This window comes from Sanguibacter hominis ATCC BAA-789 (assembly GCF_012396185.1).
GTDB classification, from domain to species: domain Bacteria; phylum Actinomycetota; class Actinomycetes; order Actinomycetales; family Cellulomonadaceae; genus Flavimobilis; species Flavimobilis hominis.
In genome coordinates, this window is sequence record NZ_JAAXOW010000001.1 from 1,214,594 (window position 1) to 1,240,150 (window position 25,557).

Consider the following 25,557-nt stretch of genomic DNA (forward strand, 5'->3'; position numbering starts at 1 on the left):
TCAGACGACCTTTACGAGCAGAAGGACGGTCAACGTCGCCGAGACGAGGATCTCGCCGACCCCGACCTGCTTGGGCGTCGCACCGGTCCGGGGCACGGCCAGCGCGCGGAGCAGCAGGATCACGTTGAGAGCGACCAGCAGCCCTAGGTCGAGCGTAGCGACCTGGGAGCCTGTTGCGCCCGGGACCATCCGTCCCGCGATCGCGGCGGCCGCGAGCGGCAGGGGGACCATCGCCGCGTGGTAGGCGAGCGACAGCGCGAGGTAGGTGCGGTTGCCGCGTTCCCTGATGATCGTCTTGACGTAGAACGCGGTGCCGACGAAGTACGCGAGGACGAGGACGGTCGCGAGCCAGACGGCGGGCCACCCGTCCGCCGGGCCGTGTCCGGCGTCGTACGCGACGGGCAGCATGAGGCACGCGGCCGTGACGGAGACGGCGTCGTTGAGCAGGGAGCGGTCCTTGCGACGGTGGGAGCACCACAGGGAGACGAGGAGCAGCGGCAGGAAGACGGGAACCCAGCGCAGGAGTCGCGGCTCGGCGAGCGCGACGACGGCGCCGAGCGGTGCGCTCGCGAGGACGTAGGCGCGCACGGGCGGGAAGTAGCGGGCCTTGCGACGCGAGCGGAGCCACTGGCCGGTCGCGAAGAAGGCGAAGTATCCGACGAACCACAGGAGCGCGAGGGGGACGTGCACCCAGGCGCCACCGGAGGCTGCGACGCCGACGAGGAGCGGCACGACGAGCATCGCCCAGGCTCCGTGCTGGTCTGGGATCCAGCCGCGCGGAGGTTTCCGACGACGTCGCTCCGTCGCGCGTGGGGTCGTCACCGACATCATGACGACACCATCTCATGAAACGTCAGAATCTCTGCACGGCGTCGTGACGCAGCGGTCATGTCTCGTCGCTCACAACCCGGCAAAACATCCTATGATTCGCCCTCGTGACCCTCTAGCGTTGACACCAGATCCCCCACACCTTCCCGGAGCTGACCGTGTCCGCCGTGCTGGACCTCCTCGCACAGTCCCCCGTCCTGACCGTCTTCCTGGTCGTCGCGCTCGGCACCGCCCTCGGCACCGTGCCGTTCGGGCCCCTACGGTTCGGCGCCGCCGGCGCGCTCTTCGTCGGCCTCGCCGTGGGCGCAGCGGACCCCCGCCTCGGCGAAGGCCTCGGGCTCCTGTCCACCCTCGGCCTCGCGCTGTTCGTCTACTGCGTCGGCCTCGCCGCCGGCTCCACGTTCTTCCGCGACCTGCGTCGGCAGTGGCCCCTCATGGTCGTCACCGTCGTCGCGATCGTCGCCTCCGCCGGTGTCGCGAGCATCGCCGGCAAGGCCTTCGGCTTCGGCAGCGAGGTCGCCGCCGGGATGTTCACCGGAGCGCTCACCGCGACCCCCGCTCTCGCCGCCGCGACCGAGGCCGCCGGCAACAACAACCCCGCAGTCGGCTATTCGCTCGGCTACCCGGTCGGCGTGACCGTCGCGATCCTCGTCGTCGCCTCGACGGTGCGTCGCATGTGGGACGCCCGCCGTGACCCCGCCTCAGCCTCGGGCGCCGGCCTGTACGCGACGACCGTCGAGGTCGAGCGCCAGACCTGGCTCGGAGAGATCCCCGGCTTCGACGCGCAGGAGGTCCGCATGTCCTACCTCGCGCGCGGCGGCCGCACCCGCGTCGTCGCACCCGACGACGAGCTGCGCCCCGGCGACCAGGTCGTCGTCGTCGGCCCGGCCGACGCCGTCGCGCTCGCCGTCGAGCACCTCGGCCGCGAGGTCGAGATGCACCTCGCGGACGACCGCCGGTCCGTCGACTACCGCCGCGTCGTCGTCTCCAACCGCCGCATCGCCGGCCGCACCGTCGGCGACCTCGACCTGCCCGGCCGGTACGGCGGCGTCATCACGCGGGTCCGCCGCGGCGACGCCGACCTCCTCGCGAAGGACGACCTCGTCCTCGAGCTCGGCGACCGCGTCCTGCCCGTCGTGCCGCGCGACCGCCTCAAGGAAGTGCGCAAGCTCCTCGGCGACTCCGAGCGTCACGTCTCCGAGATCGACGCCCTCACGATGGGCATCGGCATGGCCGTCGGCCTGCTGGCAGGGCTCGTGTCGATCCCGCTCCCCGGCGGCGTCGTCTTCTCCCTCGGGTCCGCTGCCGGCCCGCTCCTCGTCGGGATGATCCTCGGCGGGCTCGAGCGCACCGGTCCCGTCGTCTGGGGCATGCCCCACGCCGCCAACCTCACGATCCGGCAGCTCGGCCTCGTGCTGTTCCTGGCCGCCGTCGGCCTCTCCTCCGGCCAGGACTTCGCGGCGCGGGCGTTCTCGCTCGAAGGGCTCGCGGTCGGCGCGTCCGCAGCCGCCGTCGTCGCGGTCGCCGCCCTGGTCCTGTACGCCGGTGCGCACCGGCTCGGCATCAGCGCGCAACGCACGTCCGGAGCGTTCGCCGGGCTCCTCGGCCAGCCCGTCATCCTCGCCGACGCCAACTCCCGCATCATGGACGACCGCATCGACGCCGGGTACGCCGCCACCTTCGCCCTCGGCATCGTCGTGAAGATCCTCCTGGTCCAGATCCTCGTCGTGCTGTAGCGGCGCCACCAGCCACGACACACCCCGGACCGGTACGCTTCAGGCGACACTCGACGGAGTCCGGAGGCACCGTGACCGACAAGCTGACCATCGCGGCGATCGTCCCTTGCCACGACGAGGAGGTCGCGATCGGCAAGGTCGTCGACGACCTGCACGCGGCGGTGCCGGGCATCGACGTCTATGTCTACGACAACCGCTCGACGGACCGCACCGCCGAGGTCGCAGCCGCGCACGGTGCGATCGTGCGGTGCGAGGACACCAAGGGCAAGGGCAACGTCGTGCGGCGCGCGTTCGCCGACATCGACGCCGACGTCTACCTCATGATCGACGGCGACGACACGTACGACGCGAGCGCCGCCCCGGAGCTGATCCGCACGCTCCTCGAGGGGCCGTACGACCAGGTCCTCGGCTGCCGTGCTGACGACCCGGCGGCCTCGGCCCACCGTCCAGGCCACGCCCGCGGCAACGCCGCGTTCAACAAGGTCGTCGGGCTGCTCTTCGGCGCCAAGGTCACCGACATGTTCTCCGGGTACCGCGTCTTCTCACGTCGATTCGTCAAGTCGTTCCCCGCGCTCTCGCGCGAGTTCGAGATCGAGACGGAGCTGACGATCCACTCGATGGCGCTGCGCGTCCCGCAGCGTGAGGTCGAGGTCGGGTTCAAGGAACGGCCCGAGGGCTCCGCCTCGAAGCTGCGCACAGTACGCGACGGGTTGAGGATCGTCTGGGCGCTTGCGCGCATGCTCGTCCACGAGCGCCCGTTCGCGATCTACGGCGGGGTCGCGGCCCTCCTTCTCGTGGCGTCCCTCGCGCTCGGCATCCCGGTCGTCTACGAGTTCACGCAGACAGGTCTCGTCGAGCGATTCCCGACGGCGATCCTCGCGTCGAGCCTCGCGATCCTCGGCGTCCTCTCCGGGGCTGTGGGGCTGCTGCTCACGGGCGTGCTGCGGCTCCGTCGGGAGTCGATGCGTCTCGCCTATCTGCGCCTGCCGCCCGTGCCGACGCCGGCCGAGGAGCCCCTCGCCACCCGATGACGAGGGCGGCGACGAGGATCGCCGTCGCGGCGCCCAGGCTCCGGTGGGTGAAGAACGCGTGGATCTGGCTGTGGTTGCGCAGGAACTCGTACCAGACGACGACGAGCAGGGCAGGAGCGGCGAGTGCGGCGACAGTCGTCCAGCCGCCACGTGCCGCTACGCCCGCGCGCAGGTCCGTACGCCGGAGCACCACCGTGACCACGAGAGCCACGACGATCACGACGGCGGCCCACAGGCCCACGGTCATCGCCCAGTAGCCGAGATTCTTGCCGAGCGAGCCGAGCGGCACGTCGCTGAGCTCGATGGCCGCCCCGGTGAAGGTCGTGTCGCCGTCGATCCGGAAGCGCGCCGTCCGAAGCACGTCGTCGACCACGCCGTCCACGCCGACGTATGCCGTCGCGTACACCCACCGCGATGCCCAGGAGACCCCGTATCCGGCGCACCACGCGACAGCGCCACCCGCGGCGGCGGTCAGCACGGCGCCGGCGGGGCTGGCGGTCCGTCGCCCTGCCGCCCACGCGGACCACGCGCGCAGCCCCACGGCGAACACCGTGAGCGCCCACGACGTGCTGGGCACCGTGAGGAGGTCCACGAACACGAACGCCGACGCCGCCGCGGCAGCTGCGGGAACCACCCAGCGCCGCGGGACGAGCAGGACCAGGGCGGCGCCCGCGAGCGCGACGGACTCCGAGACGGCCATCGTGTAGGCGAGCGGCGTCGTCGTGACGTTCGACGTGAGCACGTACGTGCCGACGAGCGCTGCTGCTGCAAGGCCGCCAGCACGGCGCAGCACCCCGTGTGCGAGACCTGCGAGCGCGCCGACGAGCAGTATCGCGCTGCCCGTCTGAGCGGCGACGATGCCGCCGAGCGCAAGGAGGGGGCGCGCGACGATCGAGTAGCCCGACCAGTACCGGATGTAGCCGAACGCCTCGCCCCGGTCGGGATCAGCGAAGGGGCCGTCCGTGGCGAGGTTCCCGAAGTAGGCGCCGAGCTTCTCGCACTCGCCCGGCCCGCGGGGCACCATCGTCATCCTGTCGACCAGGCTCGTGGTCGACGACGTCGGGAGGACGCCGCTCGTCGTGCTCAGGCACTGCGTGTACCCGTCGAGGCGCCCACCGAGCGGGTTGTCGGGGTAGACGTCGGCTAGGCGCCCTGCGGCGAGGTCGGCTGAGACGTGGCGGACGATCGGGGCGTCCGGGATCGCGTAGGTCGCCGCGAAGAGGCCGACGAGCACGAGGTGCGCGCCGAGGATCGCCACGAGGGTGCGCAGGCTGGCTCCTGCCAGCCTGCGCCACGGGATCGGTCGGCGGGGGCCGTCGGTGGGCACGGGAGGCAGCTCCTCGGTCGTCGTGCGGGCCGGGGTCCCGGACCTGGTGCGGCCAGGCGGCGAACCCGCCCAGGCCGGTACAGATCGTATCGGCCTGGGCAGACGCCCCGCTGGCGCCGCCCGATCGCCGTCGAACCATGTCAGGTCGGCACCGGCAGCACGCACAGAGACGGCCCCCACACGGGTCGCGTGCGAGGGCCGTCCTGTCAGCGGGTCAGAGGATGAACGACCCGAACAGGTAGCCGAGCGCCACCGCGATCGCGATGTTGATCAGGCCCGGGACCAGGAACGGGTGGTTGAAGACCGCCTTCCCGATCCGCGTCGATCCCGTGTCATCCATCTCGACGGCTGCGAGCAGCGTCGGGTACGTCGGGAGGATGAACAGTGCGGACACCGCCGGGAACGCTGCGACCATGCCGAGCGGCGAGACGCCGATCGCAAGCGCCGTCGGCATGAGCGCCTTCGACGTCGCTGCCTGCGAGTAGAGCAGCGCCGCAGCGAACAGCAGGACGACCGCGAGCAGCCAGGTGTTCTCCTTGAGGATGTCGGAGGACGCCGTCATGATCTCCTCCTCGTGCGCCTTGACGAACGTCGTGCCGAGCCAGGCGACACCGAGCACGCAGATGGACGCGCTCATACCGGACTTGAACGTCGACGCCCCGAGGATCTCCGAGGTGTTGACCTTGCAGCAGACGACGATGATCGTCGCGATCGACAGCATGATCGAGATGATCGCAGCGTCACGGCCCATGACCGGCTCCTCGATGAGGCCGACCTTGTCCGAGATGATCGTCGCGTACGTCATGACCACGACGAGGCCGAGGCAGAAGATCAGCACCGAGAGCTTCGCGCCCGGCTTGATGTCGCGCTCCTTGCGCCCCGTCGGTGCTGCGACGGTGCCCTCGGCGAGGCGCTTCTGATACTCGGGGAGCGTGTCGAGCTTCGTCGTGCCCCGCATCTTGTCGATCGCCATCATGATCGCGGCGGTCGCCATGCAGGCGAGGAACGTCGACGGGATCGCGACGGCGAGCAGGCCGATGTAGTCGACGCCGGTGCTGCCCTCCTCGAGCATCCCGGAGAAGAAGACCACGGCCGCGGAGATCGGTGAGGCCGTGATGGCGATCTGCGACGCGACGACCGCGATGGACAGCGGGCGCGCGGGGCGGATGTTGTTCTCCTTGGCGACCTCGGTGATGACCGGCATCGTGGAGAACGCGGTGTGGCCGGTGCCCGCCATGATCGTCATCAGGTAGGTGATGACCGGGGCGAGGAAGTTGAGGTGCTTCGGGTTCTTCCGCAACGCCCGGTCCGCGAGGTCGACGAGGTAGTCCATACCTCCGGCGACCTGCATCGCGGCGATCGCCGCGATCACGGACATGATGATCGAGACGACGTCGAGAGGCATGGCTCCCGGCGTCACACCGAGCATGGCGAGGACAAGAACGCCGAGACCACCGGCGAAACCGATCGCGATGCCGCCGAGGCGAGCACCGAGGAAGATGGCCGCGAGGACGACCAGGAACTGCACTGCGATCATCATCGTGCGTCAACCTGCCTTGTCACGTCGTCGTCAGACTTGTAGAGGTGGCCGCTGTAGTGCGGCCTCATGAGGTTGGCCGGCGAGAGGATCTCGTCGAGCGTCTCCTCGTCGAGGAGCCCCATCTCGAGGACCACCTCTCGCACGGACCGTCCGGAGCGGGCGCACTCCTTGCCGACCAGGTCACCGTTGTGGTGACCGATGATCGGGTTGAGGTAGGTCACGATCCCGATGGAGTTCATGACGTAGCGCAGGCACACGTCGGCGTTGACGGTGATGCCGTCGATGCACTTCTCACGCAGCGCCCGGGCGGCGTTGCGGAGCAGGCTCACGGACTCGAACACGCACTGCGCGATGACGGGCTCCATGACGTTGAGCTGGAGCTGCCCGCCGTCGGCGGCCATGGTGAGGGTCACGTCGTTGCCCATGACCTTGAAGCAGACCTGGTTCACGACCTCCGGCAGCACCGGGTTGACCTTGGCGGGCATGATCGACGATCCGGCCTGCAGCTCGGGGAGGTTGATCTCGTTGAGGCCGGCGCGAGGACCGGACGACAGCAGGCGCAGGTCGTTGCAGATCATCCCGAGCTTGACGGCGACGCGCTTGAGCCCGGCGTGGACCGCGACGTAGGCGCCGGTGTCGGAGGTCGCCTCGATGAGGTTCTCCGCTGTGACGAACGGCAGCCCGGTCACCTCGGCGAGGCGCGCGGACGCCTTCTCGGGGTAGCCGAGCGGCGTGTTGATGCCCGTCCCGATCGCGGTCGCGCCGAGGTTCACCTCGAGCAGCAGCTCGATCTGCCGAGCCAGGTAGCGCATCTCCTCGCGCATGAGGAGGCCGAAGGCGCCGAACTCCTGACCGACCGTCATGGGGACGGCGTCCTGCAGCTGGGTGCGGCCCATCTTGAGGACGTCAGCGAACTCGACGCTCTTCTTCTCGAACGCCTCGGCCAGCAGCCCGAGCTCGTCGCGCAGCCCCTCCACGACGGTGTGGACGGCGAGGCGGAACCCGGTCGGGTACGCGTCGTTCGTGGACTGGCACTGGTTGACGTGGTCGTTCGGGTTGATGACGTCGTAGCTGCCCTTGGGCAGGCCGCGCAGCTCGAGCGCGAGGTTGGCGACGACCTCGTTGGTGTTCATGTTGACGCTCGTGCCAGCGCCACCCTGGAAGACGTCCACGGGGAACTGGTCCATGCAGCGACCTTCCTCGAGGATCAGGTCGCACGCCTCGACGATCGAGTCGGCGACGTCCGCGGGGAGGGTGAACATGTCCTTGTTCGCGAGCGCGGAGGCCTTCTTGACCATGACCATCGCCCGCACGAACTCGGGAACGTCGCTGATCTTCGCGGAGCTAATGGGGAAGTTCTCGATGGCACGCTGGGTATGGACGCCGTAGTAGGCGTCGGCAGGCACGTCCTTCGGGCCGAGCAGGTCGACCTCTGTGCGGAATTGCTGGGTCATCTCTCTTCTCCGTCCGTCTGGCATGAGCGTCGTTGCTCACGCTAGGCGTGACCGGCGTCGTTGCCGGTCCGGCGGCGTCATTGCCGCCCTAGGTGATTCTGTCGGGCGCGGACGGCGCCCTGCTGTGGCCCGGGCGGAGCACGTTCTCCGCCCGGGTCGGTCGTTCAGTCGTTCCTGCCGCGCAGCACCACCCTCATCCGCTCGCGGTTGACGACGGCGATCGCCGCGAGCGGGATGCCTGCAGGGCAGACGTCGGCGCACTCGCCGTAGGAGGAGCACGGGCCGAAGTCTTGCTCCATCTCGTCGACCATGGCACGGGCGCGCCGTCCGCGCTCCTTCTTCCCGCCCGGGAGGGCGGCGAGGTGCGCGAGCTTGGAGCCGACAAAGAGGTGCGCGGCGCCGTTGGGGCACGCGGCGACGCAGGCGCCGCAGCCGATGCAGGCCGCGAAGTCGAGGGCCATCTCGGCGAGCGCGTGGTCGACCGGGGTCGTGTCGGCGTCAGGCGCGGTGCCTGCCTGGACGGCGATGTGGCCGCCGGCCTTGACGACGCGGTCGAGCGCGGAGCGGTCGACGACGAGGTCGCGGACGACCGGGTACACGCGCGAGCGCAGCGGCTCGATGCGGACGGTCTGCCCGTCGGTCCACGAGCTGAGGCGCTGGTGGCACGACGGCGTGTTGGGCTGCGGGCCGTGGGGCCGTTCGTCGACGGTGACGCCGCACGCGCCGCAGATGCCCTCGCGGCAGTCGGACTCGAACGCGAAGGGTTCGCGTCCCTCTTCGACAAGGCGTTCGTTGAGGCGGTCGAGAAGCTCGACGACGGACATCTCGGGGGTGGCGTCGTCAACCTCGTGGGTCTCGAAGCGGCCTTGGTCTGCGGGGTTGGCCTGTCGCCAGACCTCGAGCACGAGTCTCACTTGTAGTTCCTCCTCGTCAGCGGGACGGCGTCGAACGCCAGGGGCTCGGCGTGCCGGACGTGCCGACCGTCGCCGGGGACGCCCCACGCGGAGACGAACGCCCAGCGGTCGTCGTCGCGCACGGCCTCGCCGTCCTGCTGGTGCTCGGCGCGGAAGTGTGCGCCGCAGGACTCCTCGCGGTCGAGGGCGTCGACGCACATGAGCTCCGCCAGCTCGAGGTAGTCCGCGACGCGGCCCGCCTTCTCGAGCTCCTGGTTGAGCCGGTCCTCGTCGCCGAGGACCCGCAGCTCGGTCCAGAACCGTGTCCGCAGCGCACGGATCTTGTCGATCGCGGTCGTGAGGGTCTCGCGGGTCCGCTCGACGCCGCAGCCTTCGTAGAGGATGTCGCCGAGGAGCCGGTGGAAGTACGTCGGGCCGTGCTCGCCCTGGACGGACATGAGGCGGTCGACGCGGTCGCGGGTGCGGTCGAGGGCCTCGGTGACGGCGGGCGCGTCGTCGGGGAGGCGCTGGCTGCCGAGCAGGGGCGCGAGGTAGTTCGGCACGGAGTACGGCAGGGTGAACCAGCCGTCGACGCAGGCCGAGAGCAGCGAGTTCGCGCCGAGGCGGTTGGCGCCGTGGTAGCCCCATCCAGCCTCGCCGCCGACGAACAGGCCGGGCAGGGAGGTCATCTGGTCGTAGTCGGACCAGAGGCCGCCCATCGTGAAGTGGGCGCCGGGGGCGATGCGCATGGGCTCGGTGTACGGGTCCTCGCCGGTGGCGTGGGTGTACATCTCGAAGAGGTTGCCGTAGCGCTCGGCGATCTTCTTCTTCCCGATGCGCTTGATGGCGTCGCGGAAGTCGAGGTAGACGGAGTTCTTCAGCGGGCCGACGCCGCGGCCTGCGCGGATCTGCTCGTGCGCGTTGCGCGAGGCGACGTCGCGGGGGGTGAGGTTGCCGAACGCGGGGTACTTGCGCTCGAGGTAGTAGTCGCGCTCGTCCTCAGGGATGTCGCCGGGTGCGCGCTTGTCGTCCGGGTCGACGGGGACCCAGATGCGACCGTCGTTGCGCAGCGACTCGCTCATGAGGATGGTCTTGGACTGCCACTTGCTCGACACGGGCAGCGCGGTCGGGTGGAACTGGATGAAGCTCGGGCTCGCGAGGAGCGCGCCGCGCTGGACTGCTCGCCAGGCGGCTGAGGCGTTGGAGTTCTTCGCGAGGGTGGAGAAGTAGAAGACGTTGCCGTAGCCGCCGGTCGCGAGGATGACGGCGTGGGCGGTGTGCGCGCTGATCTCACCGGTGAGCAGGTTGCGCATGATGACACCCTGCACGCGACCGTCCTCGATGATGAGGTCGAGCATCTCGTGGCGGGTGCGCAGCGTGACGGTGCCGGCGTCGACCTGGCGCAGGAGGGCCTGCGCGGAGGCGATCTGGAGCTGCTGACCTGTCTGCCCACGCGTGTAGTACGTGCGGGAGACCTGGACGCCGCCGAACGAACGGGTGGCGAGCTGGCCGCCGTACTCGCGGGCGAACGGCGCTCCGATCGCGTTCATGTGGTCGATGACGCGGACGGACTCCTCGCCGAGGCGGAAGGCGTCGGCCTCGCGTCCGCGGAAGTCGCCGCCCTTGACGGTGTCGATGACGAACCGGTCGACGGAGTCGTTGTCGACCTTGCGGGCCCGGGCCGCGTTGATGCCGCCCTGGGCGGCGACGGAGTGCGCGCGGCGCGGGGCGTCGTGGTACGTGAACGCATGGACGTCGTACCCGAGCTCGCCGAGGGCTGCCGCCGCGCCAGCGCCGGCGAGCCCGGTGCCGACGACGATGACGCGGAACTTGCGGCGGTTGTTCGGGTTGACGAGCTTGTAGGAGAGGCGGCGGCGCTCCCACGCGGTGCGCGGGTCGCCGTCGGGGACGCGGCCGTCGAGGATCGATCCGGGCTCGACGCCGGGGACGGAGCTGTCGGGGGCTTCGAACGTCATGACAGCACTCCGGTCGTGATGGCGATGGGCAGGAGGATGTTGCCGACCAGGACGATGAGGGCGACGAGGCCTGCGACGACGACCCCGATCTTGCGCAGCCGCTGTCCCGTCCCCCCGAGGTCGGAGACGACCGTCCAGATCCCGTGCGCGAGGTGGACCGTGAGGATCAGGAGCGTGATCGCGTAGATCGCTGCGGACCAGGGCCGCTGCATGCTCGCGATGAGGTTCTCGTAGGCGTAGGACGTGTCCGGGGTGACGTGACGGTAGTCGTCGGTCGCGACGACCTTGCCGGCCGTCAGGTCGAGCAGGTGGAACACGAGGAAGCCGAGGATCACGAATCCGCTGACGAGCATGTTGCGGGCGCCGAACGACCGGAGGTTGAGCTTCTTGCGACGGAAGCTGCCTCGGGAGGCCCTGGCGCGCCGGGCGATGGTGACCGCTGCTCCGACGTGGAGGACGAGGCTGACGGAGAGGACGATGCGCAGGATCCAGAGCATCGCGTCGACCGGCAGGAGCGGGTAGAGGGCTGTGTGGAAGAACAGCGCGTAGTGGTTGTAGTCCTCGGGGCCGATGAACGCCTTGAGGTTGCCGACCATGTGCGCGAACACAAAGGCCACGAAGATCGTGCCGGTGATGGCCATGGTCACCTTGAGGGCCCACGAGGGGACCTTGGGTGCCTTGCGGATCCGCTGATCGGTCACGCGGCCGAGCGCGAGCGCCGAGGCCTCGCCGCCAGGAAGGGTCCGGGGCTGGCGTGGCACGTCAACCGGAGCAGTCGTCTGGGGCTTCGCGTCGTCCACTGGTCTCTCCCTTGAAGTTCCCTCCACGCTAAGTGGGCCGGATCACATTCCGGTGGGACTTCCGGCCCCCGGTTGCCCCCCGGTCGGCCGGGGAAAACAGGACCTATGTCGGACGATCCCGACATGGTGTGCGGGCGTCGCAGCCGCAGGTCCGACATCGTCGTCGGGACTCTCGTCGGGCTATAGGGACTCCGTCAGGGTTCCGGGGAAAGACGAAGGCCCCGAACCAGAGGTTCGAGGCCTAGTCTGCGTGCGTGAGGGGGGACTTGAACCCCCACGCCCTTGCGGGCACTGGCACCTGAAGCCAGCGCGTCTGCCATTCCGCCACTCACGCATACGCTCCGAGGAGCGCATCGAAGACTAACACGCGCCTGTTCTGCTCCACCAATCGCGCTATCCCCACCGTGTTCACACACGTGCGCACCACTGACGAGGAGGTTGACCGATACGATCACAAGGGATCGTTGCGCCTGCCGACCCTCCGGATCAGCCGGAAGGACGGCGCAGCACCCTGCACGGACCTCGATCCGACGACAGCACGAAGGAGGTGGGCATGGGCGTCCTCGACAGATTCGAGAAGGGCGTGGAGCGCGCGGTGAGCACGGCGTTCGCCAAGGTCTTCCGCAGCGAGCTCAAGCCGGTCGACCTCGCCAGCGCCCTGCGGCGCGAGGTGGACGACCGTGCGGCGGTCGTCGACCGCGAGCGCACCATCGTGCCGAACGAGTTCACGATCCAGCTGTCCCCGCAGGACTTCGAGCAGGTCGACTCGTGGGGCGCCGAGACGATGGCAGACGAGCTCGCCGCCAACGTCACCGACTACGCCGCGTCGCAGCACTACGCCTTCGCCGGCCCCGTGACGGTCACCTTCGAGCGCTACGACGACCTGCAGCCGGGACGCTTCGAGCTTCGCTCGCGCACAACTCGCGGATCGGTCGCCCCCGCTTCGGCGAGCCCGAGCGCCCGCCACCCTCTCGTGGACATCGACGGCCAGCGCTACCTCCTCACCGGGCCGGTCACGGTGATCGGCCGCGGCTCGGAGGCCGACATCGTCGTCGACGACCCGGGCGTCAGCCGCAAGCACCTCGAGATCCGCATCACGCCCGACGGCGTCATCGCGTCCGACCTCGGCTCGACGAACGGCCTGTTCGTCGAAGGTCACCAGGTGCCGGCCGCGACACTCCTGGACGGCAACTCGTTGACGATCGGCCGTACCCGCATCATGTTCTGGACAGGCACGACCGACGACGACGCCACGGGCCGGTGACACGAGAACCATGAGCGAGCTGACGATCACCCTGCTGCGGCTGGGTTACCTGGCGGTGCTCTGGCTCTTCGTCTTCGCCGCGATCGGCGTCCTGCGCAAGGACATCTACGGCACGCGGATCACCGCACGACCGACCGACCGCCCCGCCCCGCGACGCAACCCGGTCCGGCCCAGCCAGCCCGTCGCCCCGCAGGCGACCAGGCTCGTGGTCACCGAGGGCCGCCTGTCGGGCACGACGATCCCCCTGTCGACGTCTGCCGTCCTCATCGGCCGCGCGCCTGCGTGCACGCTCGTGCTCGACGACGACTACTCGTCGTCGCGCCACGCCCGGATCTTCCCCCAGGGGGATCACTGGGTGGTCGAGGACCTGGGGTCGACGAACGGCACGTTCGTCGACGGGCACCGTCTGAACGAACCCACCATCCTTCCGATCGACACCCCCGTGCGGATCGGCCAGAGCGTCCTGGAACTGCAGAGGTAACCGGCCCGTGTCGATCGCCCTTCGTTACGCCCTCCGTTCCGACGTGGGGCTCGTCCGGTCCAACAACCAGGACTCCGGCTTCGCCGGCCCCAACCTCCTCGTCGTCGCGGACGGCATGGGCGGCCACGCGGGCGGCGACGTCGCGTCGTCGATCGCGGTCGCGACCCTCGCGCCGCTCAACGACGACTCGTTCGGCTCGGACGACGCCGTCGAGGAGCTCGAGCGTGCGCTCGTCGTCGCCCGCGAGGCGCTCGTCGCGCGGACCGCCGAGGAGCCCGACCTCTCCGGCATGGGCACGACCGTCACAGCGATCCTGCGCACCGGGACGAAGCTCGCGATGGCCCACATGGGCGACTCGCGCGCCTACCTGCTGCGCGACGGCGAGCTGACGCAGGTCACGACCGACCACACCTTCGTCCAGCACCTCGTGGACACGGGCAAGATCACGGCGGAAGAGGCCGAGGTCCACCCGCAGCGCTCCGTCGTCATGCGCGTGCTGTGCGACTTCGGCCTGGACCTGCGTCCTGACGTCTCGGTCCGCGAAGGGCGCCCGGGCGACCGCTGGCTCCTCTGCTCGGACGGCCTGAGCGGGTACGTCTCGAAGCAGACGATGCAGCAGACGCTCGTGGACGTCGAGGACCCGGATCTGTGCACGGAGCGGCTGGTACAGCTCGCGCTGCGCGCCGGCGGCCCCGACAACATCACGTGCATCGTCGCCGACGTGCTCGACCCGGACGAGCTCCCCGAGGGCATCGAGCCGACGTCGTCCGTGCAGGTCGCGGGCGCCGCCGCGATCGAGCGCAACATCCCGTCGGCCGCCGCCGACGGACCGGCCGCCCGAGCCGCGGCGCTCGTCGCGAGCGCCGAGGAGACCGCGGAGGACGACGAGCCCGAGACGGCCGAGGACAAGGACGCCCCTGGCGAAGAGGCGAACCTCTCGGCGCTGCCCGCCCGTCGGAAGAAGCGCCGTGCCGGTCGGGTCCTCGGTCTCCTCGTCGTGCTCGTGCTCCTCGGCGGAGGCGCGTGGGGCGGGTACCGCTGGACGCAGACCCAGTACTACGTCGGCGTGGCTGACGGCGTCGTCGCGATCTTCCGCGGCATCCCGCAGACCGCCGGCCCGATCAAGCTGTCGTCCGAGGTCGAGCGCACGAACATCGCGGTCACGTCCCTCGACGCGTTCATGGTCGAGCGTCTGGAGCAGACGATCCCCGAGAGCTCGCTCACCGAGGCGCGCAGCCGCGCCCTCTCGCTCGCCGCAGCGGCCGCGGACGCGTCGCTGAGCCCGGCCCCCACGGACCAGCCGACGACGACACCCACGCTCCCGCCTGCGGCGACGCCGCCCGCCCCCGAGACCACGACGGTGGCCCCGTGACGGTGAGGCTGACGTGATGGCGACCGTCGAACCGAGCCAGACCGCTCCGGGTCGAGGTCGCGAGCTGCTGCTGCTGGTCTTCGCGATCGCCGTCGGCATGGGGGCCTACGCGCAGGTGAGCCTCGCCGTGACGGACGAGCTGCCCGCGGACTTCTACCTGCACTGCGGGGCTCTCGTCCTGCTCGCTGCGGTGCTGCACCTCATCGTGCGGTTCGTCGCGCCCTACGCCGACCCGGTTCTGCTGCCGGTCGTCGTCGCGCTCAACGGCATCGGTCTCGCGATGATCTACCGGATCGACCTCGCGAAGGGCGACTCGTCGCTCGCGACGAAGCAGCTGGGCCTGACCGCGCTCGGTGTCGTCGCCGCTGCGGCGCTCCTGATCCTGCTGCGTGACCACCGCCTCCTGCGGCGCTTCACGTACACCGCGATGATCGCCGCGCTCGTGCTCATCCTCCTGCCGCTCGTCCCGGGCCTCGGCACCTCGGTCTACGGCGCCCGCATCTGGATCAACATCGGCGGTTCCTCGTTCCAGCCGGCCGAGCTCGCGAAGATCGCGCTCGCGATCTTCTTCGCCGGCTACCTCGTGACGAACCGGGACACGCTGGCTCTTGCCGGCCCGCGCGTCGCCGGGCTCCAGCTGCCGCGGCTGCGCGACTTCGGGCCGATCCTCGTCGTGTGGGCCGTGTCGATCGCGGTCCTCGTCCTCGAGCGCGACCTGGGCACGTCGCTCCTGTTCTTCGGCCTGTTCGTCGCAGTGCTCTACGTCGCGACCGAACGCGTCTCGTGGATCATCATCGGCCTGATGATGTTCGCGGGGGGCGCCGTCCTCGCCGCGAAGTCGTTCGCGCACGTCGCAGCCCGGTTCACGATCTGGCTCGACGCGATGGACCCCGAGGTCTACTCCGCCCTCCCGGGCTCTGAGCAGCTCGTCAAGGGCCTGTTCGGGCTCGCGTCCGGCGGCCTCCTCGGCACCGGTCTCGGCCACGGCCACCCGACTCTCGTCGTCTTCTCCGAGTCGGACTTCATCACGACGTCGCTCGGCGAAGAGCTCGGACTGACGGGCCTGCTCGCGATCCTCGTGATGTACGGCGTGGTCGTCCAGCGCGGCTTCCGCATCGCGGTGGGCGTGCGCGACGGCTTCGGCAAGCTCCTCGCGTCCGGCCTCGCGTTCGTGCTCGTGTGGCAGGTCTTCGTCGTCGTCGGCGGGGTCACCCGCGTCATCCCCCTGACCGGCCTGACGATGCCGTTCCTCGCGTACGGCGGATCCTCGCTCCTCGCGAACTGGCTCATCGTCGCCCTCCTCCTGCGCATCTCGGACAACGCTCGCCGCCCGACGCCGCTGCCCGTCCGCGGCGCGAGCCCCGTCTCCATGCACGAGGACGACCTGGAGGACGACGAGCCTGACGACGCCATCCCCCTCCCTGTGCCCGCACCCCCGGCAGCAGAGCACCCTGCGACCGACGTCACCGAGGTGGTGCCGGTGGCGCGCACCGCCGAGGACGTCGAGCGGACGGAGGAGGACCGATGAACGCCGCCATCCGCCGTCTGTCCGTCGTCGCGTTCGTGCTGCTCATGGCCGTCATGATCGCCGCGACCAACATCCAGGTGCTGCAGGCGCCCGCGCTCAACGCGGACAGCCGCAACATCCGCACGATCTACCGCGAGTTCGGGCTGCCTCGCGGCCCGATCGTCGTCGACGGCTCCGCGATCGCCTCCTCCAAGCCGTCCGACGACGCGTTCGGCAACCAGCGCTCCTACAGCGAAGGCCCTCTGTACGCCCCGATGACGGGCTACTTCTCCATCGTGTTCGGCACCTCCGGGATCGAGAAGTACGAGAGCGACGTCCTCAACGGCACCGCGGACTCCCTGTTCATCCGGCGGGTCCAGGACCTCATCACGGGCCGCCAGCCGAAGGGCTCGTCGGTCGAGCTCACCCTGTCCGCTGCGGCCCAGAAGGCCGCGTGGGACGCGCTCGGCAAGCAGAAGGGCGCCGCCGTCGCGATCGACCCGCGCACAGGCGCGATCCTTGCGATGGTCTCGAAGCCGAGCTTCGACCCCAACGACCTCGCTGCGCACTCGTCGAGGGGCGTCAACGAGGCGTACCAGGCGCTGCTCGCCGACCCGGACAACCCGCTCGTCAACCGTGCGACGTCCATGACGTATCCCCCCGGCTCGACGTTCAAGCTGGTCGTCGCGGCGGCCGCCCTCGAGGCCGGCACCGTCGACGCCGAGACGATGATCGCCGCACCGAAGGACCTGCCCCTCCCGCAGACGAGCACGACGCTCGGCAACTTCGGTGGTGTCGCATGCTCGCCGTCGGGCGAGATGACGCTCGCCGACGCCCTGCGGATCTCCTGCAACACCGCCTTCGCACAGCTCGGCATGGACATCGGTCAGGACGCGATCCGTGAGACCGCCGAGAAGTTCGGCTTCAACGAGCAGCAGGCAGTCCCGCACCGCGTCGCGGCGTCCGTCTTCCCCACCGACATCGACTCCCCCGGTGTCGCCCTCAGCTCGATCGGGCAGAAGGACGTCCGCTCGACGCCGATGCAGATGGCGATGCTCGCCGCGACGATCGCGAACGACGGCGTGCCCATGCAGCCGTACAGCGTCGAGCGTGTGCGGGACGCCGACCTGGACGTCGTCTCCGAGACCGAGCCCAAGGCGCTCGACCGCGCGGTCAGCACGGGCACCGCGGCCACCCTCAACCAGATGATGCAGGGCGTCGTCGAGCGTGGCTCGGGCACCGGCGCGAAGATCTCCGGCGTCAAGGTCGCCGGCAAGACCGGCACCGCGCAGACCACCTCGGAGGCAGCGCCGCACGCCTGGTTCGTCGGCTTCGCGCCTGCAGACGACCCGCAGATCGCCGTCGCCGTCATCGTCGAGAACGGCGGTGACCTCGGCAGCGAGGGCACCGGCGGTGCCGTCGCAGCGCCGATCGGCCGCGCGATCATGCAGGCGGTGATCAAGTGAAGCCCGTCGCAGGACTCGTCCTCGGCAGTCGCTACCGCCTCGTGCGCCTCATCGCCGTCGGCGGCATGGGCGAGGTGTGGGTCGCCCACGACCTCGCGCTCGCCCGCGACGTCGCCGCGAAGGTCCTCAAGGAGGAGTACGCGGGCAACGAGGACTTCCTCGAGCGCCTGCGCACGGAAGCGCGCAACGCCGCCGGTCTCTCCCACACGAACATCGCCCAGCTGTTCGACTACGGCGAGCAGGGCGGCTCCGGCTACCTGATCCTCGAGCTCATCGTCGGCGAGCCGATGAGCGACCTCCTCGAACGTGAGCCGATCCTCCCGCTGCGCAGGCTCCTGCCGATCCTGTCCCAGACGGCGCGGGGCCTGCACGCCGCGCACGTCGGCGGCGTCGTCCACCGCGACGTCAAGCCGGGCAACATCCTGCTCGAGCACGGCTCGACCGTGAAGATCACGGACTTCGGGGTCTCGCTCGGGGCCAACCAGGTGCCGATGACCGCGGCGGGCATGGTCATGGGCACCGCCCAGTACCTGTCACCCGAGCAGGCGATCGGCAAGCCCGCGACCGGCGCCTCGGACATCTACGCGCTCGGCATCGTCGCCTACGAGGCGATCGTCGGGCACCGTCCGTTCACGGGCGCGACGGCGGTCGACATCGCGGTCGCGCACGTCAACGAAGCGGTCCCGCCCCTCCCGGCGACGGTGCACGTCGACCTCGCCGCTCTCGTCATGCAGATGCTCGAGAAGGACCCGGTCAAGCGTCCACGCTCGGCAGCGACGCTCGCGCGGCTGCTCGACGAGCTCGCCGAGAGCATCGACGAGGACCCTTACGGCCACCTGTCGGCGAGCCGCAGCCGCCACAGCCAGCGCACGACGAGCCCGGCGACACCCGAGCCGTCCCGCATCGCGGCGACGGTCCACACGACCTACTCCACGCGCACGGCACTCTCGGCCGAGGAGCCGGCTCCCGTGCTCGCGTCACGCTCGGCCCGGCGCGCACGCGCAGACCTTCCGCCATCCTTCCCGCCACAGCGTCCGATGACGCGCCGCGAGCTGCACGGCCGCGGGGTGTCCGAGACGGGGCCGTCAGCCCCGTCCGCGCGGTCGGCAGCAGCGCCAGCGCCGTCGGCTCCCTCGGCCGCAGCGCCGTCCGCACCTTCGGCTGCAGCACCGGCGGCGACGGGCGTTCCGGCGCCCGGCGTGCCGGGACCGTCGGCCGCCGTGAGCCGCGACGCGACGCTCCCGGCTCGGCCGAGCCGAGCCGTCCCGCCGCCGCCGGCACCAGCACGGGCGGTGCCGTCTCCCGCAGCCCCCTCGGTCTCGTCGTCCCCGGGCGTCCAGTCCGCACGGTCTGCGCACGACACCGCAGCACCGTTGCGGGCCGCGGAGGCGTGGCGACCGCGGATGCCGTCGACGGACGCTCCTGCGTCGTTCGACCCGACCCTGCCGCCGGTGCCACCTCCGCCGTCGCTCCCCCCGGTGTCGGTCCACCGACCGCAGGCGCCCGTCCCTCCGCCGCCCACCGGGCGCAGCGCGCACGAGGTGCGTAGGTTCTCGACGAGCACCGGGCTGCGGCTCGGAAACCTGTCGTGGCCCCTCCTGGGGCTCGTCGCAGTCGGGGTGATCATCGTGATCGCTCTGATCGTCAAGGCGGCGACTGGCGGTGGCGACGCCGACGCGGCGGCGGCCAGCATCGGGCTCGGAACGGTACTCATGAGCACCGCGACGCTCGAAGATGACAAGATTGCCTACGCGGGGCCGTCGTCACACGACGAGCTCCTCATCCCGACAACTCCTAAGGACGAGTAGTGGCGCACGACGCACCCCGAATCCTCGCCGGCCGCTACGAGGTCGGTGAGCTGATCGGCCGTGGTGGCATGGCCGAGGTTCACATCGGCCACGATGCCCGGCTCGGCCGCACCGTCGCGATCAAGATCTTGCGGTCGGACCTCGCGCGGGACCCCAGCTTCCAGGCTCGCTTCCGCCGTGAGGCCCAGTCCGCGGCCGCCCTGAACCACCCGGCGATCGTCGCGGTCTACGACACGGGCGAGGAGACGTACACCGAGCCTTCGGGCGCCGTCTCGCACGTCCCGTTCATCGTCATGGAGTACGTCGAGGGCCACACCGTGCGCGACATCCTGCGCGACGGTCACGCGGTCCCGATCGACGAGGCCGTCGAGATCGTCTCAGGCGTGCTGTCCGCGCTCGAGTACTCGCACCAGGCCGGGATCGTCCACCGCGACATCAAGCCCGCGAACGTCATGCTGACGCCCACGGGCGCAGTCAAGGTCATGGACTTCGGCATCGCCCGCGCGGTCGCCGACTCCGCTGCGACCATGACGCAGACGCAGGCCGTGATCGGGACCGCGCAGTACCTCTCCCCCGAGCAGGCGCGCGGCGAGTCCGTCGACGCACGCTCGGACCTGTACTCGACCGGCTGCCTGCTCTTCGAGCTCCTCACCGGGCGTCCGCCGTTCACGGGTGACTCGCCCGTCGCCGTGGCCTACCAGCACGTCCGTGAGGCGCCGCAGCGTCCCTCCGCGATCGCCGGCGACGTCCCCGAGGTGCTCGACCGCATCGCGCTCAAGGCGCTCGCGAAGGAGCGGGAAGCCCGCTACTCGACCGCGGCAGAGTTCCGCTCCGACCTCGAGTCGGCGCAGCACGGCGGCCGGGTCCAGGCTGGCCCGCTCGGCACCGTCATGGCCGCTGCGGCCGCGTCGGCGCTCCCGCCGCTGGGCGAGCCGACGACGCAGGTCATGGGCGGCACGGATGCCGCCACGCAAGCGTTTGCGCCCGTCGGTGCGGCCGTCCCCGTGGCCGCGACCACATCTGGCTGGGAGCCGACCGGCCTCGTTGCCCCGGCGGAGCCCAGGCCCGGCAACGGCGCCGTCGCGGACAAGGACTCGCGCAAGCGCAAGACGCTCCTGTGGACGCTCATCACGGTCGCCGTCGTGGCTGTCGTCGCGATCCTCGCGATCCTCTTCCTCCCGCAGGACGACGACGTGAAGACGGTCGCGGTGCCGACCCTGACCGGCATGAACGCCGAGGAGGCGACAGCCGCGCTCACGGCGTTCGACCTCAAGATCAAGAAGGGCACCGAGGCGTCGTCCGTCGAGGAGGGCATCTTCACGCGGTCCGACCCGGACGCGGGCGCACAGGTCGCTCCCGGATCGACCGTCTCTGTCTGGTTCTCGAGCGGTCCGGACGCGGCCCAGATCCCGGACGTGTCAGGGCTCGACCAGGACTCCGCACGGGCGAAGCTCACCGCAGCAGGCTTCCAGATCGCCACGTCGACGGAGTCGGAGTCCGGCGGACAGATCGACAAGGACCGCGTCACGCGCACGGACCCCGCAGCCGGGGAGACTCTGCCCAAGGACACGGTCGTCAAGATCTACCTGTCGGACGGCACCGTCGAGATCCCCAAGCTGGTCGGCATGACCGTCGACGAGGCGAAGGCGAAGATCAAGGAGGTCGCCGGCACCAAGATCTCCGTCGACACCCGCACGCAGCCCGACACCGCCGAACCCGGTACGGTCATCGACCAGTCGCCGTCGGCCGGACCGGTGCAGCACGGGCAGACGATCACGCTGACGATCGCCGAGGAGATCCCCCCGGCACAGCTCACGATCCCGTCGAACCTCGTCGGTATGACCGAGGCCGAGGCACGTTCGGCGCTGCGCGCCGCCGGCTTCCCGGACGTCACGATCGAGGCGGAGAGCTCGAGCGAGTTCGTCGCGGGCCTCGTCATGGGCGTGTCGCCGCGGGGCGGTACGACCGTCGACGAGGGCACGGTCATCACCCTGTTCGTGTCCAAGGGGCCAGGCCCGGCACCGACGAACACCGACTCGCCGCCGCCCGCTGGCGAGCCGACCGGCGAGGGCGATCCTCAGCAGTGACCTGAGCGTCTCGCTGTGACGCACGAGAGCCCCGGACCACCATGTGGTGGTCCGGGGCTCTCGACGTATGTCAGCGTCACATGCGCACGAGCGGCGCCATCCCGGCTGAACGCTCGACCGCACCCTCGAGGCCTGCCAGCTCGAGCCAGTTGGCGAAGAGGCGGTGCCCACCCTGCGTCAGCACGGACTCCGGGTGGAACTGCACGCCGTGCAGCGGCAGCTCGCGGTGCTGGAGCCCCATGATGATCCCCGAGCTCGTCGTCGCGGTGACCTCGAGCTCTGCCGGAACCGTCGCGTTCACCACGGCGAGCGAGTGGTAGCGCGTCGCGGTGAACGGCACGGGGAGGCCCGCGAGCACGCCGGTGCCGTCGTGCTCGATCTCGCTCGTCTTCCCGTGCATCAGCTCGGGCGCGTGCGTGACCGTCGCCCCGAACACCTCACCGAGAGCCTGGTGGCCGAGGCAGACGCCCAGCATCGGGACGCGGGCGTCGGCGCAGTGGCGGATCACGTCGAGGCTCTGACCGGCCTCGGCAGGCGTCCCGGGGCCGGGGGACACGAGCACACCGTCGATCCCCTGCCACTCCTCGGGCGCAGGCACGTCGTCGTTGCGGACCACGACCGTCTCGGCGCCGAGCTGGCCGAGGTAGCCGACGATCGTGTAGACGAAGGAGTCGTAGTTGTCGACGACAAGGATGCGCGTCATGGGTGGCCTCGTGCTTCGTAACGGGGTCGGGCTCAGGACTGGGGCAGCGCGGGCAGGACTGCCGAGGCCTGCTCGACGGTCTGCTCGTTGAACGGCATGTGCTCCGCCACGAGCGGGAACAGCCATTCGAAGGCGATCGCGACGAGCACGACCGCGAGGATCGTTAGGACGAGGATCTTCGCCCATGCTGGCCCCGGGAGTGCCCGCCACAACGCTCCGTACATCATGCTCCTTCCGTGAGGGCGGCGGGGACGCCGTCCGCGACCGGCATCCACCCCTCGAGCTCGCCGTGCACGATGTAACGCTCGCGCGCCGAGAACATGGGGTGGCAGGCGGTGAGCGTGATCGCCGCGCGCTCGGGCGCGGCGCCGGGCTTGCCGGGCACGGGCGCGACGACGTCGACCTGCTCGGGCAGGACGATGCGGTGCTCGGTCACGCGGTAGACGAACCACAGGTCGGCTGTGCGCACGACGAGAGCGTCTCCCGGTTCGAGCTCCGCGATCCGGTTGAACGGCTTGCCGTACGTGGTGCGGTGCCCTGCGACGGCGAAGTTGCCGACCCCGCCGGGCATGGCTGTCCCGGGGTAGTGCCCACCCGAACCGGTGTCGAGGATCGTGGGACGGTCGACACCCTGCCGGACGGTCACGGCGTCCTGCCCGTCCCAGCGCGGGACGCTCAGGAGCGCGATCGTGTCGCCGTCCTGCGTGGGCTCGTCGAGGGTGGGGGGTGGGTCTGTCCGCAGCCCTGCGGCGGGTGCCTCGGCGCTCGAGGGTCGGGGCCAGTCGAGCCCGGCGACGATCTGCTCCTGCGCTCGGGCTGCCTGGACGTCGGTCCACCACAGCTGCCAGACGACGAAGAGACCGAGGACGACGCCGAGGGTGATGAGCAGCTCGCCCACGACGCCGACGACGCCGAACATGACGTCGCTCGCACTGCGTCGCTTCGGGGCTGGCTGCCCGTTCTGCGCAGCGTCCGTCACGGCAGCACGTCGACGCCCGCGGGGACCTGCGCCTGAGCGAGCTCGGCAGGCAGGCTTCCGGCAGGGATCTCGAGGCTGTCAGCCACGTCGACGCTCCACCCGAGGCCGACCCTGTCGACCCACTGACGGTAGATCTGGATCTCGCGCGACGCGCCGAGCGCAGCCTCGAGAGCGGTGGGCTCCCCGATCGCCTCGACGCGGTAGGGCGGAGAGTAGACCCGGCCTCCGAGCGAGAGGACGTTGCCGACGCAGCGGAACGCCGTCGACACGGTGACGCGCTGCCCTTGGAGCGTCATCGCCTGGGCACCGCCGGCCCAGAGGGCGTTGATGACCGCCTCGAGGTCCTGCTGGTGGACGACGAGGGAGTCCGGGCGCACCGTGGCGCTCAAGGGCGTGGACGGAGGCGCGTCGTCGAGCGTGACGCTCAGGCCCGGGCCTGTGACGGCGACCGTCCCTGCCATGATCGCGTCGCTCTGGGCGATGTTCTCGTCCTCGGGTGTGTCGACGACGGTGGGGTTGGCGAGGATGCCGTCGATCTCGGCGGTGATCTGGTCGACCTGCTCCCCGAGCTGGCGAACGCGGTCGTTCTCGATCTCGACGAGCTCGGCGAGGTTGGTCGCGTGGCGCTCTCCGCCGCTGCGGGAGAGCCGCGCGTTGGCGGTGAACAGGAGGCCTGCGAGCGCGAGCACGAGGGTGACCGCGACGGTGGCTCGCACCGGTCGCTGGCCGCCCGCGACGGCGTCACGCATGGCGGCACTCCCTTCCACGGCTTCGACCTGCGGGGCATGTTACGGCAGGACCACTAGGCTATGGGGTGAACTGCGGATCGTCATGGTCCGCCTGACCCGACACAGCAGCAGGACAGGAGCCGTCTCCGTGACCGAATCCAAGTCGTCCGAGAACGACAACGCGGGCGAGAAGGTCGTCCTGCCACCTTCCGTGAAGAAGGAGCAGGCGAAGAAGGCGAAGTCGGGCAGCAAGCCGGTGAAGGTTGCGACGACGGGCAACCCGCGCTGGCTCGTCCCGACGATGCTGGGCCTCATGATCGCCGGTCTGGTGTACGTGGTCGTGGCTTACCTGGCGCAGATGCAGTACCCGCTGCCGATCGGCAACTACAACCTCGTGGTGGGCTTCGCCCTGATGATCGCGGGATTCGGTCTGACGACTCGCTGGAAGTAGCCGCGCCTCGTCGCGACGGCGTCACCCTCTCGAGGGTGGCGCCGTCCGTCGTTCCGGGGTCTGGTCAGCGCATGCGCGGCTCGCGTCCCGAGGGCCGTGCACAGATCAGGCTCTTCCCCAGCGCCCTGTCCCCAGCGGTGGACAAGGGTGTGGATAACTACACGGATGTAATTCCACACCTGTGAGCAAGCCTGTGGAGAACTGTGGAAGGCCGAAGTTCTCCACAGCCAGCTAGAGGGCGGCGTACTTGACGATCGTGGCTGCCGCGAGCACAGCGGCCGTGAGCACGGGGATCGCGAACGCCCACGGCGTCCGTCGTTCCCGAGGCGCATATGCGTAACCAGCGCCCATGATGACGCCGACGACGAACCCGCCCAGGTGCGCCTGCCACGCGATGCCCGGGAGGAAGAACCCGAGCGCGAAGTTGATCCCGATCACCGCATAGAGTTGCGTGCTGCTCGCGTCGAAGCGCCGGAGCACCACCATGAAGGCCCCGAACAGACCGAAGATCGCGCCGGACGCGCCGGGGACGATCGTCACCCACGAGGCGCTCGTCGGCGACGCGAGGAGCAGGTAGCCGACGGATCCGGCGATCGCGGTCAGCACGTACAACGACACAAAGCGCCCGATCCCGAGCAGGCGCTCGAGGACCGGTCCCACCATCCAGAGCGCGTACATGTTGAACGCGATGTGGAAGATCGAGTCCGAGTGCAGGAACGCCGTCGTCAGGAAGCGGTAGGGCTGCACGTCGGCGATCCACGGCGTGAACACCCACCGCCCGGTCCACGCGTCGAAGGGCAGCGCGTTCTGCAGCACGAAGCTGAGCACGCACAGCGCGATGATCGTGACCGTCGCGACCGGACGCTGGGTCCGTACCCGCGCACCGAGCGCGGACCGCTCCGGGCGCGCGGCCTTCTGCTGCTGCCTCACGCAGTCGACGCACTGCACCCCGACCGCGGCGGGCCGCTGGCACTCGGGGCAGGCAGGTCGCTCGCACCGCTGGCAGCTCACGAAGGACACCCGGTCCGGGTGGCGGGGACAGACAGGGGCCGCCGCAGCCCCGTCGTGTGCACTCGTCATGCTCTCGCTCCTGGGGTTGCGGCGGCCCTCGGGGTCGCTGCTGTCA

Annotated in this window: 22 protein-coding genes and 1 tRNA gene; 10 read left to right on the top strand and 13 right to left on the bottom strand. The window is 70.3% G+C overall.

What is annotated here, in order from left to right; all coding sequences use genetic code 11:
- Complete coding sequence (locus HF995_RS05555; protein WP_210727234.1) at positions 1–828, bottom strand: YwiC-like family protein; 828 nt, start codon at positions 826–828, stop codon at positions 1–3.
- 158 nt (positions 829–986) lie between these two features.
- On the opposite strand from HF995_RS05555, the gene HF995_RS05560 reads away from it, so the two are divergent.
- Positions 987–2,564, top strand: a complete 1,578-nt coding sequence (locus HF995_RS05560; protein ID WP_350308742.1) for an aspartate:alanine exchanger family transporter — start codon at positions 987–989, stop codon at positions 2,562–2,564.
- Between the two features lie 71 nt (positions 2,565–2,635).
- Positions 2,636–3,595 carry a glycosyltransferase family 2 protein gene (locus HF995_RS05565; RefSeq protein ID WP_168446750.1) on the top strand — a complete coding sequence of 320 codons (960 nt, stop codon included), beginning with the start codon at positions 2,636–2,638 and terminating at the stop codon, positions 3,593–3,595.
- Here HF995_RS05565 and HF995_RS05570 read toward each other — a convergent pair.
- The 7 genes from HF995_RS05570 to HF995_RS05600 all read right to left on the bottom strand — a co-directional run bounded on the left by HF995_RS05570 (position 3,495) and on the right by HF995_RS05600 (position 11,919).
- Positions 3,495–4,922, bottom strand: a complete 1,428-nt coding sequence (locus HF995_RS05570) for a hypothetical protein (protein ID WP_168446751.1) — start codon at positions 4,920–4,922, stop codon at positions 3,495–3,497. The genes HF995_RS05565 and HF995_RS05570 overlap by 101 nt on opposite strands.
- 214 nt (positions 4,923–5,136) lie before the next feature.
- Entirely contained in the window at positions 5,137–6,462 is a 1,326-nt protein-coding gene (locus HF995_RS05575; RefSeq protein ID WP_286189214.1) for an anaerobic C4-dicarboxylate transporter, read from the bottom strand.
- Positions 6,459–7,916 carry an aspartate ammonia-lyase gene (gene aspA / locus HF995_RS05580; protein WP_168446752.1) on the bottom strand — a complete coding sequence of 486 codons (1,458 nt, stop codon included), beginning with the start codon at positions 7,914–7,916 and terminating at the stop codon, positions 6,459–6,461. The genes HF995_RS05575 and aspA overlap by 4 nt, the downstream gene beginning before the upstream one ends.
- A 164-nt stretch (positions 7,917–8,080) precedes the next feature.
- Positions 8,081–8,830, bottom strand: a complete 750-nt coding sequence (locus HF995_RS05585; RefSeq protein WP_168446753.1) for a succinate dehydrogenase/fumarate reductase iron-sulfur subunit — start codon at positions 8,828–8,830, stop codon at positions 8,081–8,083.
- On the bottom strand, positions 8,827–10,785 hold the full coding sequence (locus HF995_RS05590) for a fumarate reductase/succinate dehydrogenase flavoprotein subunit (RefSeq protein WP_168446754.1): 1,959 nt from the start codon (positions 10,783–10,785) through the stop codon (positions 8,827–8,829). The genes HF995_RS05585 and HF995_RS05590 overlap by 4 nt, the downstream gene beginning before the upstream one ends.
- The gene (locus HF995_RS05595) at positions 10,782–11,585 is read right to left on the bottom strand and encodes a succinate dehydrogenase cytochrome b subunit (RefSeq protein WP_350308743.1); all 804 of its coding nucleotides are present in this window, start codon (positions 11,583–11,585) and stop codon (positions 10,782–10,784) included. The genes HF995_RS05590 and HF995_RS05595 overlap by 4 nt, the downstream gene beginning before the upstream one ends.
- A gap of 251 nt (positions 11,586–11,836) precedes the next feature.
- Positions 11,837–11,919, bottom strand: a tRNA-Leu gene (locus HF995_RS05600).
- 219 nt (positions 11,920–12,138) lie between these two features.
- Here HF995_RS05600 and HF995_RS05605 point away from each other — a divergent pair.
- From HF995_RS05605 to pknB, 7 genes are read left to right on the top strand one after another with little or no spacing between them, the layout of a single operon-like run.
- On the top strand, positions 12,139–12,849 hold the full coding sequence (locus HF995_RS05605; RefSeq protein WP_168446755.1) for an FHA domain-containing protein: 711 nt from the start codon (positions 12,139–12,141) through the stop codon (positions 12,847–12,849).
- Between the two features lie 10 nt (positions 12,850–12,859).
- The gene (locus HF995_RS05610) at positions 12,860–13,330 is read left to right on the top strand and encodes an FHA domain-containing protein FhaB/FipA (RefSeq protein WP_168446756.1); all 471 of its coding nucleotides are present in this window, start codon (positions 12,860–12,862) and stop codon (positions 13,328–13,330) included.
- A gap of 7 nt (positions 13,331–13,337) precedes the next feature.
- Positions 13,338–14,702, top strand: a complete 1,365-nt coding sequence (locus tag HF995_RS05615) for a PP2C family protein-serine/threonine phosphatase (protein WP_168446757.1) — start codon at positions 13,338–13,340, stop codon at positions 14,700–14,702.
- A gap of 16 nt (positions 14,703–14,718) precedes the next feature.
- Positions 14,719–16,230, top strand: a complete 1,512-nt coding sequence (locus HF995_RS05620; RefSeq protein ID WP_168446758.1) for an FtsW/RodA/SpoVE family cell cycle protein — start codon at positions 14,719–14,721, stop codon at positions 16,228–16,230.
- Complete coding sequence (locus tag HF995_RS05625; protein WP_168446759.1) at positions 16,227–17,675, top strand: peptidoglycan D,D-transpeptidase FtsI family protein; 1,449 nt, start codon at positions 16,227–16,229, stop codon at positions 17,673–17,675. The genes HF995_RS05620 and HF995_RS05625 overlap by 4 nt, the downstream gene beginning before the upstream one ends.
- Complete coding sequence (locus HF995_RS13595) at positions 17,672–19,483, top strand: serine/threonine-protein kinase (RefSeq protein WP_350308744.1); 1,812 nt, start codon at positions 17,672–17,674, stop codon at positions 19,481–19,483. Before HF995_RS05625 ends, HF995_RS13595 begins: the two co-directional genes overlap by 4 nt.
- On the top strand, positions 19,483–21,570 hold the full coding sequence (gene pknB / locus HF995_RS05635; protein ID WP_168446760.1) for a Stk1 family PASTA domain-containing Ser/Thr kinase: 2,088 nt from the start codon (positions 19,483–19,485) through the stop codon (positions 21,568–21,570). The genes HF995_RS13595 and pknB overlap by 1 nt, the downstream gene beginning before the upstream one ends.
- Positions 21,571–21,646: 76 nt before the next feature.
- On the opposite strand, the gene HF995_RS05640 is transcribed toward pknB, so the two are convergent.
- From HF995_RS05640 to HF995_RS05655, 4 genes are read right to left on the bottom strand one after another with little or no spacing between them, the layout of a single operon-like run.
- Positions 21,647–22,273: an aminodeoxychorismate/anthranilate synthase component II gene (locus tag HF995_RS05640; RefSeq protein WP_168446761.1), complete on the bottom strand. Its 627-nt coding sequence runs from the start codon at positions 22,271–22,273 to the stop codon at positions 21,647–21,649.
- A 32-nt stretch (positions 22,274–22,305) separates the two neighbouring features.
- On the bottom strand, positions 22,306–22,497 hold the full coding sequence (locus tag HF995_RS05645) for a hypothetical protein (RefSeq protein ID WP_168446762.1): 192 nt from the start codon (positions 22,495–22,497) through the stop codon (positions 22,306–22,308).
- Complete coding sequence (locus tag HF995_RS05650; RefSeq protein ID WP_350308745.1) at positions 22,497–23,252, bottom strand: class E sortase; 756 nt, start codon at positions 23,250–23,252, stop codon at positions 22,497–22,499. Before HF995_RS05650 ends, HF995_RS05645 begins: the two co-directional genes overlap by 1 nt.
- Positions 23,249–24,001, bottom strand: a complete 753-nt coding sequence (locus HF995_RS05655; protein WP_168446763.1) for a DUF881 domain-containing protein — start codon at positions 23,999–24,001, stop codon at positions 23,249–23,251. Before HF995_RS05655 ends, HF995_RS05650 begins: the two co-directional genes overlap by 4 nt.
- A 127-nt stretch (positions 24,002–24,128) precedes the next feature.
- Between HF995_RS05655 and HF995_RS05660 the strand changes: the two genes are divergently transcribed.
- Complete coding sequence (locus HF995_RS05660; protein WP_350308746.1) at positions 24,129–24,431, top strand: cell division protein CrgA; 303 nt, start codon at positions 24,129–24,131, stop codon at positions 24,429–24,431.
- A 231-nt stretch (positions 24,432–24,662) separates the two neighbouring features.
- Here the strand turns inward: HF995_RS05660 and HF995_RS05665 are convergent, their stop codons facing one another.
- Positions 24,663–25,361, bottom strand: a complete 699-nt coding sequence (locus HF995_RS05665) for a rhomboid family intramembrane serine protease (RefSeq protein ID WP_350308747.1) — start codon at positions 25,359–25,361, stop codon at positions 24,663–24,665.
- Between the last annotated feature and the right edge of the window lie 196 nt (positions 25,362–25,557).

What these genes read in the sequence shown, in the direction of transcription:
- HF995_RS05620 (WP_168446758.1), top strand. Translation starts at nt 14,719, where the DNA reads ATGGCGACCGTCGAACCGAGCCAGACCGCTCCGGGTCGAGGTCGCGAG.
- HF995_RS05640 (WP_168446761.1), bottom strand. Translation starts at nt 22,273, where the DNA reads ATGACGCGCATCCTTGTCGTCGACAACTACGACTCCTTCGTCTACACG.
- HF995_RS05575 (WP_286189214.1), bottom strand. Translation starts at nt 6,462, where the DNA reads ATGATGATCGCAGTGCAGTTCCTGGTCGTCCTCGCGGCCATCTTCCTC.
- HF995_RS05555 (WP_210727234.1), bottom strand. Translation starts at nt 828, where the DNA reads ATGTCGGTGACGACCCCACGCGCGACGGAGCGACGTCGTCGGAAACCT.
- aspA (WP_168446752.1), bottom strand. Translation starts at nt 7,916, where the DNA reads ATGACCCAGCAATTCCGCACAGAGGTCGACCTGCTCGGCCCGAAGGAC.
- HF995_RS05625 (WP_168446759.1), top strand. Translation starts at nt 16,227, where the DNA reads ATGAACGCCGCCATCCGCCGTCTGTCCGTCGTCGCGTTCGTGCTGCTC.
- HF995_RS05605 (WP_168446755.1), top strand. Translation starts at nt 12,139, where the DNA reads ATGGGCGTCCTCGACAGATTCGAGAAGGGCGTGGAGCGCGCGGTGAGC.
- HF995_RS05610 (WP_168446756.1), top strand. Translation starts at nt 12,860, where the DNA reads ATGAGCGAGCTGACGATCACCCTGCTGCGGCTGGGTTACCTGGCGGTG.
- HF995_RS05590 (WP_168446754.1), bottom strand. Translation starts at nt 10,785, where the DNA reads ATGACGTTCGAAGCCCCCGACAGCTCCGTCCCCGGCGTCGAGCCCGGA.
- HF995_RS05645 (WP_168446762.1), bottom strand. Translation starts at nt 22,497, where the DNA reads ATGTACGGAGCGTTGTGGCGGGCACTCCCGGGGCCAGCATGGGCGAAG.
- HF995_RS05655 (WP_168446763.1), bottom strand. Translation starts at nt 24,001, where the DNA reads ATGCGTGACGCCGTCGCGGGCGGCCAGCGACCGGTGCGAGCCACCGTC.